Here is a 15,076-nt window from a genome sequence, read left to right on the forward strand (position 1 = left end):
GTTGGGGCAAGGTGGCTGACGACGGGTTCATCTGCCTGCCGCACCCGGCTGGCGGAACGGCCGGTGGCGCGGTGGGATCGAGGCGTGCGAAGCCGCGATCCAGGGGCAGGCGAACGACGTCGAGGCAGACCGCCTGGAGCCGCAGAAGGGAAGATCACCGTGACACGACCCAGGATCCTGGTGGTTGGCGCAGGCTTCGCCGGAGTCGGCTGCGTTCGCCGACTCGAACGCAAACTCTCCGCCGACGAGGCCGAGATCACCTTGGTGACGCCGTCCTCCTACCAGCTCTACCTGCCACTTCTGCCCCAGGTCGCCTCCGGCGTCCTGACGCCCCAGTCGATCGCCGTGTCCCTGCGCCGCAGCCGCAGGTACCGCACCCGGATCATCCCGGGCGGCGCCATCGGCGTGGACCTCGCGGCCAAGGTCTGCGTCATCCGCACCATCACCGACCGGATCGTCAACGAGCCGTACGACTACATCGTGCTGGCCCCCGGCAGCGTCACCCGCACCTTCGACATCCCCGGGCTCACCGACAACGCGTACGGCATGAAGACGCTGGCGGAGGCCGCCTACCTGCGCGACCACGTCATCTCCCAGCTGGACCTCGCCGACGCCAGCCAGGACCCGGCCGAGCGCGCCGCCCGGCTGCAGTTCGTGGTGGTCGGCGGCGGATACGCGGGCACCGAGACCGCCGCATGTCTGCAGATGCTGACGCACAACGCGGTCAAGCGCTATCCGCGGCTCGACCCGCACCTGATCAAGTGGCATCTGATCGACATCGCGCCGAGGCTGATGCCCGAACTCGGCGAGAAGCTGGGCACCGCGGCCCAGAAAATCCTGCGCAGGCGCGGTGTCGACATCTCGCTGGGCGTGTCCATCGCCAAGGCGGGCCCCGAGGAGGTCACCTTCACCGACGGCCGGGTGGTCCCCACCCGGACCCTGATCTGGACCGCCGGTGTGGTCGCCAGCCCGCTGATCGGCACGCTGGGCGCGGACACGGTCCGAGGCCGGCTCGCGGTCACCGCGGAGATGAAACTGCCCGGCGACGACGGTGTGTTCGCGCTCGGCGACGCCGCCGCCGTACCCGACATCGCCAAGGACGAGGAGGGCGCCGTCTGCCCGCCCACCGCCCAGCACGCCATGCGCCAGGGCAAGGTCGTGGCCGACAACGTCATCGCGTCCCTGCGCAACCAGCCGCTGCGGCGGTACGAGCACAAGGACCTCGGCCTGGTAGTCGACCTCGGCGGCCGCGACGCCGTCTCCAAGCCCCTCGGCGTCGAGCTGAAGGGTCTGCCGGCGATGGCCGTCGCCCGCGGCTACCACTGGTCGGCGCTGCGCACCAATGTCGCCAAGACGCGCGTCATGACGAACTGGCTGCTCAACGCAGTCGCCGGAGACGATTTCGTGCGTACCGGGTTCCAGGCCCGCAGGCCGGCCAAGCTGAAGGACTTCGAGTTCATCCACGCGTACCTGACGCCGGAGCAGCTGCGGGAGCGCGTGGCCGGGAAGGGCGGTTCCGAGGCGCCCGAAGGGACGGCTGAGTGAGGTGACGGCCTCGGCTGGAAGCCTTCGGTTCACGGTGTGACCGGAAAGAGAGCGGGAGAGAGTACGTCGGCGTGAGGTCAGCGGGAGGGCCGGTCCGGGCGCGCGTGCGGGACCGTGTCGCGGCGTCGGACCCCGGGCTGCTGCGGCTGGCCGCGGGGCTGCGCACGGCGGGTGCGATCGCCCTCGCGGTGGCCGTGCTCGCCCTGCTGGGCGCCGATGTGACGCACCTGGTGACGGGCGCGCTGGCGGCGATGGTCGCCACCTTCGCCATCCGGGAGAAACAGCGCGGGCCGCAGGCCGTCACCCTCGCCCTGGGCCTCCCGGTGGCGCTGGCCTCGATGTCCCTGGCGGCAGTGCTGCACCGTCATGTCGTGGCCGGTGACCTGGCCTTCGTGGCGCTCATCTTCTGTGCCGTCTACGGCCGCAGGTTCGGCGACCGCGGCACCGCGCTCGGCCTGATCGGCTTCCAGACCTACTTCATGTCCCTTTTCGTCGGCGCCACCGTGTCCGGCCTGCCCGCGCTGTGCGGCGCGGTCGCCGTGGCCTTCGCGTGCAGCGCGCTGGTGCGGTTCGTGCTCGTGCCCGAGACACCGACTGGGGTGCTCGAACGGCTGCGCGGCGCCTTCCGCGCCCGGCTGGCCCAGCTGCTGTCGGCGCAGCTCGAGCTGCTCGGCGCCGGCCCTCAGGAGGCGGACCGGGCCCTGGAGCACGTACGCGAGGGCACCGCCCGCCTGCACGAGACGGCGCTGCTGATCCAGGGCCGGCTGGAGGAGGGAACCGCCGACGAGGCGATGGCCCGGCTCGTCCAACGGCGCGTCGCGGACGCCGAGATCGCGGCCGAACGCCTGGGGCTGTCGCTGCTCGCCGCACGCGGCGCCGAGCGCGCCGACACCCTGGCCATGCATCTGCCGGGCGCCCCCGTCCCGTCGGGCAGCCGGCATCCCGTCCGGGAGGAGGCCACCGTCACGCTGCGCCGTGACCTCGAGGCCCTGCGCCTGCTCGTCCTGCACCCCGTCGGTCAGGCCTCCGGCACAGCGCTGGCACAGGTCCGCAACCGGCTCCTCGCCTACCGCGACGAGGAGAACCTGCCCGACGCCTCCCCCGCCGTGCAGGATGCCTTCCGGGCCGTCGGCGAGGCCGCCCGCGCGGTCCTCGGGCTGCGGATCGCACTGGGCGGGGCCCCGGACGAGTCGGACGACAGCCCGGCCACGGCGCGCTCACGCGAGGAGCTGGACGCGGAGGACGCCGTGCTCGACGCCGGGGAGGAGGCCCCGTCGGAGGAGCCCGGCGGGCTGCGGCGCCCCACGACGCGTGCCGCCGTGCAGGTGGCCGTGGGTTCGACGCTGGCCATCATCGGCGGCGAGCTGCTGTCCCACGACCGCTGGTACTGGGCGGTGCTGACCTGTTGGATCGTGTTCCTCAACACCGCCTCCACGGGCGAGATCCTGGTCAAGGGCTACCGTCGTCTGCTGGGCACCGTGCTCGGCGTCCTGGCCGGCATCGTGCTGGCGGGTGCCGTCGGCCGTCACACCTGGACGGCGTTCGCGCTGGTGCTGCTGTTCGTCTTCGCGATGTTCTACTCGGCACCGCTGTCGTACACGCTGTCGTCCTTCTTCGTCACCTCGGCGCTCGGGCTGCTGTACACCCTGCTGCAGACCTACAGCCTCTCGGTGCTCGTGCTGCGCATCGAGGAGACCGCGCTCGGCGCGGCCTGCGGGGTGATCGCGGCCGCGCTGGTCCTGCCGGTGCAGACGGACCGCCGTACGAACGAACTGCTCGCCACCGTGCTGGAACGGCTCGGCGAGGTCACCCGCAGTTCCGTCGACCAGCTCAGTGGCGGACCGCCCGTCGAGCTGCTCGACCAGGCGCGCGACCTGGACCAGGCGCTCGCCGACCTGCGGGCCGCCACGCAGCCGCTCACGCATCCGGTGACGCCTCTGCGGGCCCGCAAGGAGACCGCACGCTATGTCGTCGCGCTGCTGGAGACCTGCGCCTATCACGCGCGTTCGCTGGCGGCGACCGCCGAACTGTTGCCCACCCATCCCTCGATCGCGGCGGACCCCCGGCTGCGCCGGGCCGCGGGGCGCATCGCGCACAACATCGAGGCGATCGCCGCGCACGTCACCGACGAGCTCTCCACGGCGGGCATCGAGACCGGCCCGAGCATCGCCTCGCTCCTGGGCCGGACCGTCCCCGGGGCACCGCGCTACGGCCGCGTCACCGACCGTGTCCTGCGGCATCTGCAACGCCTCGACGAGGCCGTGTCCGGTCTGGCCCGTCCACTGGGCGTGCCCGTGAAGGCGTCGGACGGATGACGGCTTGTCTGCGATACCGGGGATGAGGGCTCGTCCCGGCGATACCGGGGTACGCGGAAGTCATGACCGATGTCGTGGACTCAGACGAACTGCTGAGGCGCATGCAGCGCGCCAGGGCCTACGCCCGGCGGGAGGAGCGGGTCTGGCAGGCCCGCAGCAACGAGCTGGAGCATGCCGACCCCGCCGGCGCCCGGGACGCCGCCGTGCGGATGATCGCCTACGAGAGCGTGATCAACGTGCTGGACGAGTTCCTCTCCCCCGGCTCGCACACCGACGACGGCTGACCGGCGCCGCCGATTGGCACCGTCCCCGGTGGGCACCCGAGGCCGCATGACAGCCGATCACACCCGGGCCCCGGTCCTGGAAGCGCTGGCCGACTACCACCGCAAGGGGCGGACGTCGTTCTCGCCGCCCGGTCACAAGCAGGCCCGGGGAGCCGATCCCGCGGTGCGGGAGGTGCTGGGCGACGCGGTGTTCCTCAGCGACGTACTGGCCTCGGGAGGTCTGGACGACCGGCTGCACCACAGCGGCGTCCTGGAGCACGCCGAGGATCTGATGGCCGACGCCGTGCACGCGGAGCACACGTACTTCACCACGTGCGGCAGTTCCCTGTCCGTCAAGGCGGCGATGCTGGCCGTCGCGGGCCCGCACGAGAAGCTGCTGCTCGGCCGGGACGCCCACAAGTCGGTCGTGTCGGGTCTGGTCCTGTCCGGCATCGAGCCCGTCTGGGTCGAGCCGCAGTGGGACGCCGACCGGCATCTGGCCCACCCTCCGTCCGCGGCGGAGTTCGACAGGGCCTTCGAGCGCCATCCCGACGCCAAGGGCGCGCTGGTCACCAGTCCGACGCCGTACGGCAGTTGCGCGGACCTGCGGGCGATCGCCGACGTCTGCCATCGCCGCTCGCACCCGCTGGTCGTCGACGAGGCCTGGGGTGCGCATCTGCCGTTCCATCCCGGACTGCCGTCGTGGGCGATGGACGCGGGCGCCGACGTCTGCGTGACCAGCATCCACAAGATGGGCAGCGGCCTGGAGCAGGGTTCGGTCTTCCATCTGCAGGGGGATCTCGTCCCGGCGACGGTGCTGCGCATGCGGGCGGACCTGCTGGGCACCACCAGTCCGTCGGTGCTGATCTTCGCCGGCATGGACGGCTGGCGGCGGCAGATGGCCCTGCGCGGCGAGGAGCTCATGGGCTCCGCGCTCGATCTCGTGGCCGAGGTGCGGGCCGCCGTCGAGGAGATCCACGGGATGCACGTCAACGACCGGGACGACTTCTGCGGTGCGGAACTCGCCGCGGACTTCGACCCGCTGCCGGTCGTCATCGACCTCGACGGTCTCGGCATCTCCGGATTCCAGGCCGCGGACTGGCTGCGGGAGCACCGGAACGTGGACGCCCATCTGAACGACCACCGCCGCATCGCCACCCAGATCACCCACGGCGACGACCACGGGACGGCCGGCGAACTGCTCGACGCGCTCAAGTCCCTCGCCGAGGCGGCACCCGAGCTGCGCCCCGCGCCCCGGATCGACGTGCCGCCGCCGGCGCAGCTGCGCATGGAGCAGGACGTCACGCCCCGGGACGCGTTCTTCGCCGCAGCCGAGGACGTCCCGGTGGACAGGGCCGCCGGACGCGTCGCCGCCGAGATGATCACGCCGTATCCGCCCGGGATCCCGGTCGTGCTGCCGGGTGAGCGGCTGAGCGGACCGGTCCTGCGCTATCTCACCACCGGTCTCGCCGCGGGTATGAACCTCCCCGATCCGAGCGATCCTCGACTGGAGACGGTCAGGGTGGTGGCGGAGGGCAAGTGAAACCGGTCACTTACCCCGGTCTCGGCTACGCGGAACCCGCCAAGATGGTTTACGGTTCATTCATAAGTGGTCTCGGGGTAGACCGCGGGAAGACCGCAACCGTCCCCCCTGCACCACCAAATACGGCCCTGGCTGGTCTCCCCCGTCCAGCCAGGGCTTTTTAATGCCGCGGGCGCCCTGTCCCGCGACGATTCCCGGCCAAAACCGAAACCACGCTCCGCCGAGGTGCTCACGGCCGCCGTAGCGGCTGAAATGGACGCAGGGAAGCACCGGAACCTCAGTCGTCGGTGAGGAGCCCCGTGTCATGACCAAAGCGATCAAACTGCTGACCGCCCTTCCGCCGCCTCAGCGCCAGCACCTGATGGCGCTCGCCCGGGAGGTCTCCTTCCCGGAGGACGCCCGGATCTTCGAGGCGGGCGGCACGGCCGACCGCTTCTGGGTCATCCGCTCGGGCGCCGTCTCCCTCGACCAGCGCGTGACATCCGTGCAGCGCGTCACTGTGGCCAGCCTCGGCGCGGGCGATCTTCTCGGCTGGTCCTGGCTGTTCCCGCCGTACCAGTGGGACTTCGGCGCGGAGGCCTTCAGCCAAGTGCGCGCCTACGAGTTCGAAGCCGATGCCGTGCTCCGGCTGTGCGAGGAGGAACCGGCGCTCGGCATGTCCCTGATCAGGCACGTCGCCGAAATCCTCGCGCACCGGCTGGAGATGACCCGGGGCAAGCTCATGGAGCAGTACGGGCAGCATCGGCGCAGCGCGCTCTGACCCTCAGACCCGGTAGCGGCGCAGGGCGGGCACCGCCGCGGCGAGGCCCAGCATCGCGACGACGACGAGCAGTCCGCCGCCCACGGTCGCCGTGCGCGCCCCGAAGGCCGAGCCCGCCGTGCCGTGCAGTACGTCGGCGAGGCGCGGGCCGCCCGCCACGACCACCGTGAAGACGCCCTGCATCCGGCCGCGCATCTCGTCGCTGGCGGCGGACAGCAGGATCGACCCGCGGAAGACCATCGAGACCATGTCGGCGACCCCGGCGAGGGCCAGGAACACCACCGCGACCCACAGGCTGCCGCTCAGTCCGAATCCGGTGATGGCGGCCCCCCAGGCGACGACCGCGCCGATCACCATCCAGCCGTGCCGGCGGGCCCGGGAGAACGTGCCGGAGAACAGCCCGCCCAGCACGGCACCGATGGGGATCGCCGCGAACAGCAGGCCGAGGGCGAGTCCTTCGCCGTACGGCGCGTAGGTCTGGCTCGCGAGTTGCGGGAACAGGGCGCGTGGCATGCCGAAGACCATGGCGATGATGTCGGCCAGGAAGGACAGCAACAGCACCTTGTGCAGGGCCATGTAACGGAAGCCGTCCACGATCTCCCGTACGCCCGCGCGGCGTTGGGTGGTGGCGGCCAAGGGCGGCAGCGCGGGCAACCGTACGACGGCCCAGACGGTGACGCACAGGGCCAGCGCGTCGATGAGGTACAGCTCGGCCAGGCCGATCACGGGTATGAGCACGCCTGCCAGCAGCGGTCCGACCACCTGGCCCGTCTGCATGACCGTCGAGCCGAGGGCGTTCGCGGCGGGCAGTTCGTCGGCGGGCACCAGGCGGGCGATGGAGGCGCTGCGGGCCGGCGCGTTGAGCCCCCAGAACGCCTGTTGCACGGCGAGCAGCACCATCAGCACGGCCACCGACGCGGCGCCGGTGACGGCCTGGAGCCAGAACAGCACCGAGGTGACCGCGATGCCGCTGTTGGTGATCAGCAGCAGCTTGCGCCGGTCCATGCTGTCCGCGATGGCCCCGCCCCATAGCGCGAACACCACCAGCGGCAGCAGCCCGGCGAGGCTCGCGGCGCCCACCCAGGCCGAGGAGCCGGTGATGTCGTAGATCTGCTTGGGCACGGCGACCGCTGTGAGCTGGCTGCCGACGGCCGTGACGATGGTCGAGGACCACAGCCGGCGGTAGGCCGGGCGGCGCAGGGGCCGGGTGTCCATGGCCCAGCGTCGCCGGCCGCGCCGCGCGGGTATCACCGCGGACGGGTCCTTCTCCTGTGGTTCGGTGCTGCTCTCGCTGGTGTCCACGCGCTTCCTGGATGCTCGTTACATCTTTCTCGTCGGGGATCACTATCGCACCACCGGGCTGGTGTTCGGAGGACGGATCAGGAGCCGCCACCCCCGGAGATCAGGGAGATCCCCAGGACGACCATCGTCGCGGCGACCAGTCCGTCCAGGACGCGCCACGCGACGGGCTTCGCCAGGGGACGGCTCAGCAGGCGCGCCCCGAAGCCCAGCGCCGCGAACCAGCACAGGCTGGCGAGTACGGCGCCGAGGCCGAACGTCCAGCGCATCGGCCCGCGGTCGGCGGCGACCGTGCCGAGCAGGAAGACGGTGTCGAGGTAGACGTGCGGGTTGAGCCACGTCATCGCGAGGCAGGTCAGCACCGCCCGCCGCCGTGACCGCACCGCCTCGCCCTCCGCGAGCAGGGCGCCGCCCGGCTTGACGGCGCGGCGGGCGGCGAGGGCGCCGTAGCAGAGCAGGTACGCCCCGCCGACCCAGGCGACCGCGGTGAGCACCCCGGGCCACGCCACGACCACCGCGCCGACACCGGCCACGCCCAGGGTGATCAGGAGCGCGTCGGACAGGGCGCAGATGCCGACGACGGCGAGGACCGCGTCGCGGCGGATTCCCTGGCGCAGCACGAAGGCGTTCTGGGCGCCGATGGCGACGATCAGTGAGAGGCCGGTGCCGAATCCGGCGGCCGCGGTGGTCAAGGCGTTTGTCATGCCATTGACGCTAGGGAAGCGATCTCCTGACGTACAGCTAAAGATTCTTACGTATCATTAGCTCTCGTGAAGACCGAGCTGACCGAGCTTCCCCTCGACCAGGTGCGGACCCTGCTCGCCGTGGTCGATGAGGGCACCTTCGACGCGGCCGCTGCGGCGCTGCATGTGACGCCGTCCGCGGTGAGTCAGCGGGTGAAGGCACTGGAGCAGCGCACGGGGCGGGTGCTGCTGGTGCGCACGAAACCGGTGCGGCCGACGGAGTCGGGCGCGGTCGTCGTCCGGTTCGGCCGTCAGCTGGCCCGGCTGGAGCGGGACGCGCGGGCCGAGCTCGGCATGAGCGGCGCCGGGGAGGCGACCCAGGTGTCGATCGCGGTCAACGCGGACTCGCTGGCGACGTGGTTCCTGGCGGCGCTGACCCGTGTGCCGGAGGAGCCACAGCTCTGCTTCGAGCTGCGGCGCGAGGACGAGAGCCGTACCGCGATGCTGCTGCGGGAGGGCCTGGTGATGGCCGCGGTGACCTCCTCGCCGGATCCCGTGGCCGGGTGTTCCGTACGGCCGCTGGGCCGGATGCGCTATCTGGCGGCGGCGAGCCCGGAGTTCGCCGAACGGCATCTCGGCGGCTCGCTCGGGGACGCACTCACGCGGGCGCCGGTGATGTCCTTCGACCGCAGTGACGATCTCGAGGACGCGTTCGTCCGCAGGCTGCGGCACAGCCGCACAGGCGCGAGCGCTCTGCGGCACTACGTCCCCACCTCGGAGGGCTTCCTGTCGGCCGTGGTCGCCGGACTGGGCTGGGGCCTGATCCCGGAGGTCCAGGCGGAGCCCCTCCTCAAGGCCGGCCGCCTCGTGCACCTCGCCCCGGACAGGCCTCTCGACGTCCCGCTGTACTGGCAGCAGTGGAAGCTGGACTCACCGGCGCTGGCGGCGGTCACGCAGGCGGTTACGGAAGCGGCGTCCGAGGCACTTCGCGGCTGACGTCACGAGCGACCTGTTGCCGACGGTTCTGCGACGCCCTCGAGGGGCGCGGGCGGTATCCCTGTGCGGCTCAGCCGCGTATGGGCGACCGGCCACGACGGCGCCGCACCCGCACGACGGCATATCGCGGCACAACCATCGAGCACTACAACGCCTCCAACTCCGCCGCCGCGCTGGCCAAGAGCATCTCCAGCGCCGTCGGATACGCACTGGTCACCATCCGGTTCGCCAGCAAAGGCGCCGCCTCGGCGATCCGGGGATGGGTGGCCCGGGGCAACCGCGCGTACGTCGACCGCCACATGCTCTCGTCCGAACGCAGCGAGTCACTCGGCAGTGCCAACGACGCGGCGTCGAGCGCCGCGAACGCCAGCGCCTGGTCGATGAAGGCGTGGTAGATCCGCACGGTGTCCGGCAGCGAGAAGCCGGCGGTCCGCAGGACGTCCAGCACGGCCTCGTCGGCGGCGAGCTCGTTGGCCCGGCCGGTGACCCGGCTGGTCGTCAGCGCGGCGGCCTGCGGATGGGCCACGTACGCGGCGTGGATGCGCAGCCCGACAGCGCGCAGGTCCTCCCGCCACTCCCCCGTCCGCTCCCAGCCCTCCAGCGCCTGGCCGATGAGGGCGTCGCCGATGGCGAGGGTCAGGTCGTCCATGCCGCGGAAGTAGCGGTACAGCGTGCTCGGGTCGGCGTCGAGGGCCAGGCCCAGGCGGCGGGCGGTCAGGCCGGCGCTGCCGTGTTCGCGCAGCATGCGCAGGGCCGTCTCGACGATGAGCTGCTCGGAGAGGACCGTGCCGCTTTTCGTGGGACGGCGTCGGCGCCGTTTCTCCTCAGGAACGACCGGTTTCGGCACCATGCTCTCCGTTCCTGTGCCGCAGTCCCATGCCGCACGCTCCGCCTTATGCCAACGGCATTGACCTTACGTGAAGGGACCGCGTTGTATCTCTCGCGGGGCCCCACCACGTCGTAGACCTTCAATCCGAGGGAGTCTTGTCATGCGTGTACTGCTCGTGGGTGCCGGCGGGGTGGGTAGCGCCATCACCCGGATCGCCGCCCGGCGTCCGTTCTTCGAGGCGATGGTGGTCGCCGACTACGACCTCGCGCGCGCCGAGGCGGCCGTGGCGGCCCTCGGCGGCGACGCCCGGTTCCGGCCGGAGCGCGTCGACGCGAACGACGAGGCGGCGGTGGCCGCCCTGCTGGAGCGGCACGCGTGCGACGTGCTGCTCAACGCCACCGACCCGCGGTTCGTGATGCCGCTGTTCGGCGCCGCCCGCACGGCCGGGGCCACCTATGTCGACATGGCGATGTCGCTGTCACGGCCGCATCCGGAGCGGCCGTACGCGGAGTGCGGGGTCAAGCTGGGCGACGCCCAGTTCGAGGCGGCGGCCGACTGGGAGAAGGCGGGCGCGCTGGCCCTCGTCGGGATGGGCGTGGAGCCGGGCCTGTCGGATGTGTTCGCCCGGCACGCTGCCGACGAACTGTTCGACGAGATCGAGGAGATCGGCGTCCGCGACGGCGCGAACCTCACAGTCGACGGCTATGACTTCGCGCCGTCCTTCAGCATCTGGACGACGATCGAGGAGTGCCTCAACCCGCCGGTGGTCTACGAGGCCGGCCGCGGCTGGTTCACCACCGAACCGTTCAGCGAGCCGGAGGTGTTCGACTTCCCCGAGGGCATCGGCCCGGTCGAGTGCGTGAACGTGGAGCACGAGGAGGTGCTCCTGATGCCGCGCTGGGTCGACGCACGCCGGGTGACCTTCAAGTACGGCCTGGGCGAGGAGTTCATCGGCACACTGAAGACGCTGCACCTGCTGGGCCTGGACAGCACCGAGCCGGTGACCGTGCCGAGCGCCTCCGGGCCGGTGGCGGTCTCGCCCCGGGACGTCGTCGCCGCGTGTCTGCCGGACCCGGCGACGCTGGGCGAGCGGATGCACGGCAAGACCTGCGCGGGCACCTGGGTGCGGGGCGTCAAGGACGGCAACCCGCGCGAGGTGTACCTCTACCACGTGGTCGACAACCAGTGGTCCATGGCGGAGTACGGCAGCCAGGCCGTGGTGTGGCAGACCGCCATCAACCCGGTCGTCGCCCTCGAACTCCTCGCCACCGGCGCCTGGTCGGGCGCGGGCGTGCTGGGCCCGGAGGCCTTCCCGGCCCGTCCCTTCCTGGACCTGCTGACCGCGTACGGCTCCCCGTGGGGCATGCGCGAACAGTGACTGGAATCGCCGGTGTCCAACCGGGTTTCACTCACGCATCGACAGGCGACTCGAAAACGAGTAATGCTCCACCGAGGGCACGTCGACGATCGCAGGTGACTTTGATGGACGACTGGCGAGGGCACGGCGCCTGCCGCCATGAGGACCCGGACCTCTTCTTCCCGATCGGCACGTCCGGACCGACCTTGCTGCAGACGGAGCAGGCGAAGGCCGTCTGCCGGCGCTGCTCCGTCCGGGAGGAGTGTCTGCGCTGGGCGCTCGACATGGACCAGTTCATCGGGATCTGGGGCGGCAAGAGCGAGGCCGAGCGAAGGGCGTTGCGGCAGCGGGCCGGATGACCCATGGATCACGGAACGGCGCCGTCGGGCTCGGCGGCGACCGCCAACCGCAATGTGAACACGGACCCGGCGCCGGGGCTCGACCGTCCCCCTGGTGCGCGCCTTGCGCCGGGCCTCCAACCACTCGCGCCACTCGGCGAGTTCGTTGGGGGGCCCTGAGCCGTTCGGGGGACGTCAGCGGGCCAGCGACTCGGCGTCGCCCATGACGATGACGGGATGCCGCTCGGGATCCAGCGCCAGCAGGAGCAGCCTCATATGCTCCCGCGCGAGACTGACACAGGCCTGGGTGGGCGCTTCGTGGTCCACGTGGAGCCAGATGCCGCCGCCGAGCCCGGTGCCGAGCGGGCGGGTCCGGTCGAGGGGCGAGGTGCCGGTCCTGCGGTTGTAGTCGATGGCGATCACATAGTCGAAGGAACCGGCGAGGGGTTCGCCCTCGAAGCCGGTACCGCTGGCGGTGAATCCGTCGCTGTAGTGGTACGACAGCCTGGTCCCGGGGTCCTCGAGCAGGCCCCCGGCGTCCGTCAGTGTGAAGACCCCGATGGGTGAGCGCAGGTCGCCGGCAAGGTGGTTGTCGGTCCAGCCGCGCAACGCGTTGCGAGCGGGCCAGCTGCTGCCCGCCTTCCAACCGGTGTCAGTGCGCTCGTACAGGACGACGGTGGAGTATGAGGAGTTCCTGCCGCGTCCGGTCACGACGACGGCCTGCCGGGTCTCGGACGGCACCCTGGCCCAGGTCGCCGGGCCCAGTCCGGGCAGCTTCCACGCGGCGGCTCGGGCAGCGGCTTCGGTGGCGGCTCGAGCGGCGGCTTCGGTGGCGGCTCGAGCGGCGGCTTCGGCGGCGTGGGCGGGCCTGGGGGCGCGGGTGACAGCGGGCTCCTGATCCGGCGTCGCCGTGGCACCGGCGCCGCAGCCGGTCAGCAGCAGGGAGGCGACCAGCAGGGCGACACGGGACTTGTGCGTGATCATGCATCGACCTTGACCGACACTTGTAAGGAACTTGTAAGGATCCGTCGGATTCGGCGGGTCGCCACGCGCATCCGAGGGGCTCGCATCCGAGCGCGAGCGTCCGAGAAGGGCCCGGTCATGAGCGTTCGAATCCGTCGCGTCTACGAAGCACCCGAAGCCGGGGACGGCGTGCGTGTCCTGGTCGACCGGCTGTGGCCGCGCGGTCTGTCGAAGGACGCGGCCCACGTCGACGAGTGGCCCAAAGGACTGACCCCGTCGACCGAGCTGCGCCGCTGGTATCACGCGGGTGAGAGGTCATACGAGGAGTTCGCCGACCGTTACGAGGCTGAGCTGGCCACTCCGGAGGCGGCCGAACTCATCGACCGGGTAAGGGAGTTGGCCGACAAGGGCGCGGTGACGCTGTTGACCTCGTCGAAGACTCCCGAGCAGAGCCACGCCGCCGTGCTGGCCCGTCTCCTCCAGGAGTGAGGAGACGGGCCGTACGCCGCCGTCAGGCGGTCTGCCGCGCCGCGGCGCGTCCCGCCGTGCGGCCCGAGAAGAGGCAGCCGCCGAGGAAGGTGCCCTCCAGGGCGTTGTAGCCGTGGACGCCGCCACCACCGAAGCCGGCGACCTCGCCGGCCGCGTACAGACCGTCGATGGGCGTCCCGTCGGCTCCGAGCGCACGGGAGTCGAGGTCGGTCTGGATGCCGCCGAGGGTCTTGCGGGTCAGGATGTGCAGCTTGACGCCGATCAGCGGGCCGGCCGCGGGGTCGAGGATGCGGTGCGGGGTGGCGACACGGCCGAGGCGGTCGCCGACGTAGCGGCGGGCGTTGCGGATGCCCTGCACCTGGGCGTCCTTGCTGTAGGGGTTCGCGATCTGCAGGTCACGGGCCTCGATCTGGCGCCGGATGCCCTCCGCGTCGAGCAGCGGCTTGTCCGTCATCTGGTTCATCTTCTCGACCAGCTGCTCCAGGTTCGGCGCGGTCACGAAGTCCGCGCCGTTGCGCACGAACGCCGCCACCGGCCCCGGGGCGCCCTTGCCGAGCACCCGCTCCTTCAGGAACCCGGCACGGTCCTTGGCGGTGATGTCGGGGTTCTGCTCGGAGCCCGACAGCGCGAACTCCTTCTCGATGATCTTCTGGCTGAGGATGAACCAGGAGTGGTCGTGGCCGGCGATGTCCGCGTCGGTGCGCAGATGCCTCAGGGTGCCGAGGGTGTCGTAGCCCGGCAGGCACGGGTCGGGCAGTCGGCGGCCGAGGGCGTCGAACCACATGGAGGACGGCCCGGGCAGGATGCGGATGCCGTGGCCGGGCCAGATCGGGTCCCAATTCTGCAGACCCTCGGTGTAGTGCCACATCCGGTCGCGGTTGACCAGCCGTACGCCCGCCTCCGCGCTGATGTCGAGCATCCGGCCGTCCACGTAGGCGGGGACACCGGTGACCATCTCGGTGGGCGGGGTGCCGAGGCGTTCGGGCCAGTAGCGGCGGACGATGTCGTGGTTGGCGCCGATGCCGCCGGTGGTGACGACGACGGCCTGGGCGGTCAGCTCGAACTCGCCGACCCGGTCGCGGTTGGAGGCGACGCCCCGCGGAGAGTTGTCGTCGGCCAGGACGGTGCCGCGCACGCCGCGCACTGCGCCCTCCGCTATGACCAGCGCGTCGACCTGGTGCCGGTGGTAGAAGGTGAGCAGCCCGTCGTGCGCGGCCTGCCTGGCGTACCGGACGAAGGGCTCCACGACCCCCGTGCCGGTTCCCCAGGCGATGTGGAACCGGGGCACCGAGTTGCCGTGGCCATCGGCGCGCAGGTCGCCGCGCTCGGCCCAGCCGACCGTGGGCAGGAACTTGATGCCGTGCGTGTCCAGCCAGGTCCGCTTCTCGCCGGCGGCGAACTCCACGTACGCACGCGCCCAGCGCACCGCCCACGAGTCCTCGTCGTCCAGGCGGTCGAACCGGGCGCTGCCCTGCCAGTCGTTCCAGGCCAGGTCGAGGGAGTCCTTGATGCCCAGGCGGCGCTGCTCCGGGGAGTCGACGAGGAAGAGCCCGCCGAAGGACCAGAAGGCCTGCCCGCCGAGGTTGGCGGCGTTCTCCTGGTCCACCAGCGCGACCCTGCGGCCCCGGCTGGTCAGTTCGCTCGCGGCGACCAGGCCCGCGAGTCCTGCTCCGACGACGATGACGTCGGCATCCAT

General features: G+C 71.5%; 14 protein-coding genes. 9 read left to right on the forward strand and 5 right to left on the reverse strand.

The genetic code is table 11. From position 1 onward, the window contains the following. The first annotated feature begins 153 nt into the window (after positions 1–153). From AB5J55_RS02460 to AB5J55_RS02480, 5 genes are all read left to right on the forward strand, one after another. Positions 154–1,545 (forward strand): NAD(P)/FAD-dependent oxidoreductase, encoded by a 1,392-nt coding sequence (locus AB5J55_RS02460; RefSeq protein ID WP_369276066.1) that lies wholly within the window; start codon positions 154–156, stop codon positions 1,543–1,545. A gap of 71 nt (positions 1,546–1,616) precedes the next feature. Then, a complete protein-coding gene (locus AB5J55_RS02465) occupies positions 1,617–3,860 on the forward strand; it encodes an FUSC family protein (RefSeq protein ID WP_369269038.1) in 2,244 nt (747 codons plus the stop codon). Positions 3,861–3,922: 62 nt separating this feature from the next. Beyond that, the gene (locus tag AB5J55_RS02470; protein ID WP_362389116.1) at positions 3,923–4,144 is read left to right on the forward strand and encodes a hypothetical protein; all 222 of its coding nucleotides are present in this window, start codon (positions 3,923–3,925) and stop codon (positions 4,142–4,144) included. Between the two features lie 46 nt (positions 4,145–4,190). Beyond that, the gene (locus tag AB5J55_RS02475) at positions 4,191–5,666 is read left to right on the forward strand and encodes an aminotransferase class I/II-fold pyridoxal phosphate-dependent enzyme (protein WP_369269039.1); all 1,476 of its coding nucleotides are present in this window, start codon (positions 4,191–4,193) and stop codon (positions 5,664–5,666) included. A gap of 304 nt (positions 5,667–5,970) precedes the next feature. After that, on the forward strand, positions 5,971–6,426 hold the full coding sequence (locus AB5J55_RS02480) for a cyclic nucleotide-binding domain-containing protein (protein ID WP_369269040.1): 456 nt from the start codon (positions 5,971–5,973) through the stop codon (positions 6,424–6,426). 3 nt (positions 6,427–6,429) lie between these two features. Here AB5J55_RS02480 and AB5J55_RS02485 read toward each other — a convergent pair whose 3' ends face one another. Continuing rightward, on the reverse strand, positions 6,430–7,728 hold the full coding sequence (locus AB5J55_RS02485) for an MFS transporter (protein WP_369269041.1): 1,299 nt from the start codon (positions 7,726–7,728) through the stop codon (positions 6,430–6,432). A 77-nt stretch (positions 7,729–7,805) separates the two neighbouring features. Next, the gene (locus AB5J55_RS02490) at positions 7,806–8,429 is read right to left on the reverse strand and encodes a LysE/ArgO family amino acid transporter (RefSeq protein WP_369269042.1); all 624 of its coding nucleotides are present in this window, start codon (positions 8,427–8,429) and stop codon (positions 7,806–7,808) included. A gap of 66 nt (positions 8,430–8,495) precedes the next feature. On the opposite strand from AB5J55_RS02490, the gene AB5J55_RS02495 reads away from it, so the two are divergent. After that, entirely contained in the window at positions 8,496–9,404 is a 909-nt protein-coding gene (locus AB5J55_RS02495; RefSeq protein ID WP_369269043.1) for a LysR family transcriptional regulator ArgP, read from the forward strand. 145 nt (positions 9,405–9,549) lie between these two features. Here the strand turns inward: AB5J55_RS02495 and AB5J55_RS02500 are convergent, their stop codons facing one another. Next, entirely contained in the window at positions 9,550–10,251 is a 702-nt protein-coding gene (locus AB5J55_RS02500; RefSeq protein ID WP_369276067.1) for a TetR/AcrR family transcriptional regulator, read from the reverse strand. A 142-nt stretch (positions 10,252–10,393) separates the two neighbouring features. On the opposite strand from AB5J55_RS02500, the gene AB5J55_RS02505 reads away from it, so the two are divergent. Both AB5J55_RS02505 and AB5J55_RS02510 read left to right on the forward strand, forming a co-directional pair. Then, complete coding sequence (locus AB5J55_RS02505; RefSeq protein ID WP_369269044.1) at positions 10,394–11,611, forward strand: saccharopine dehydrogenase family protein; 1,218 nt, start codon at positions 10,394–10,396, stop codon at positions 11,609–11,611. Between the two features lie 104 nt (positions 11,612–11,715). Beyond that, the gene (locus AB5J55_RS02510; protein WP_369269045.1) at positions 11,716–11,949 is read left to right on the forward strand and encodes a WhiB family transcriptional regulator; all 234 of its coding nucleotides are present in this window, start codon (positions 11,716–11,718) and stop codon (positions 11,947–11,949) included. Positions 11,950–12,123: 174 nt separating this feature from the next. Here AB5J55_RS02510 and AB5J55_RS02515 read toward each other — a convergent pair whose 3' ends face one another. After that, positions 12,124–12,912 carry a hypothetical protein gene (locus AB5J55_RS02515; protein ID WP_369269046.1) on the reverse strand — a complete coding sequence of 263 codons (789 nt, stop codon included), beginning with the start codon at positions 12,910–12,912 and terminating at the stop codon, positions 12,124–12,126. Between the two features lie 117 nt (positions 12,913–13,029). Between AB5J55_RS02515 and AB5J55_RS02520 the strand changes: the two genes are divergently transcribed. After that, a complete protein-coding gene (locus AB5J55_RS02520) occupies positions 13,030–13,380 on the forward strand; it encodes a DUF488 domain-containing protein (RefSeq protein ID WP_369269047.1) in 351 nt (116 codons plus the stop codon). A 22-nt stretch (positions 13,381–13,402) separates the two neighbouring features. Here the strand turns inward: AB5J55_RS02520 and AB5J55_RS02525 are convergent, their stop codons facing one another. Continuing rightward, entirely contained in the window at positions 13,403–15,076 is a 1,674-nt protein-coding gene (locus AB5J55_RS02525; RefSeq protein WP_369269048.1) for an FAD-binding dehydrogenase, read from the reverse strand.

Source organism: Streptomyces sp. R11 (assembly GCF_041051905.1).
Taxonomy (GTDB): domain Bacteria; phylum Actinomycetota; class Actinomycetes; order Streptomycetales; family Streptomycetaceae; genus Streptomyces.

Coding starts and splice junctions, on each gene's coding strand:
- AB5J55_RS02470 (WP_362389116.1), top strand. CDS start 3,923: ATGACCGATGTCGTGGACTCAGACGAACTGCTGAGGCGCATGCAGCGC.
- AB5J55_RS02475 (WP_369269039.1), top strand. CDS start 4,191: ATGACAGCCGATCACACCCGGGCCCCGGTCCTGGAAGCGCTGGCCGAC.
- AB5J55_RS02480 (WP_369269040.1), top strand. CDS start 5,971: ATGACCAAAGCGATCAAACTGCTGACCGCCCTTCCGCCGCCTCAGCGC.
- AB5J55_RS02490 (WP_369269042.1), bottom strand. CDS start 8,429: ATGACAAACGCCTTGACCACCGCGGCCGCCGGATTCGGCACCGGCCTC.
- AB5J55_RS02505 (WP_369269044.1), top strand. CDS start 10,394: ATGCGTGTACTGCTCGTGGGTGCCGGCGGGGTGGGTAGCGCCATCACC.
- AB5J55_RS02510 (WP_369269045.1), top strand. CDS start 11,716: ATGGACGACTGGCGAGGGCACGGCGCCTGCCGCCATGAGGACCCGGAC.
- AB5J55_RS02515 (WP_369269046.1), bottom strand. CDS start 12,912: ATGATCACGCACAAGTCCCGTGTCGCCCTGCTGGTCGCCTCCCTGCTG.
- AB5J55_RS02520 (WP_369269047.1), top strand. CDS start 13,030: ATGAGCGTTCGAATCCGTCGCGTCTACGAAGCACCCGAAGCCGGGGAC.
- AB5J55_RS02525 (WP_369269048.1), bottom strand. CDS start 15,076: ATGGATGCCGACGTCATCGTCGTCGGAGCAGGACTCGCGGGCCTGGTC.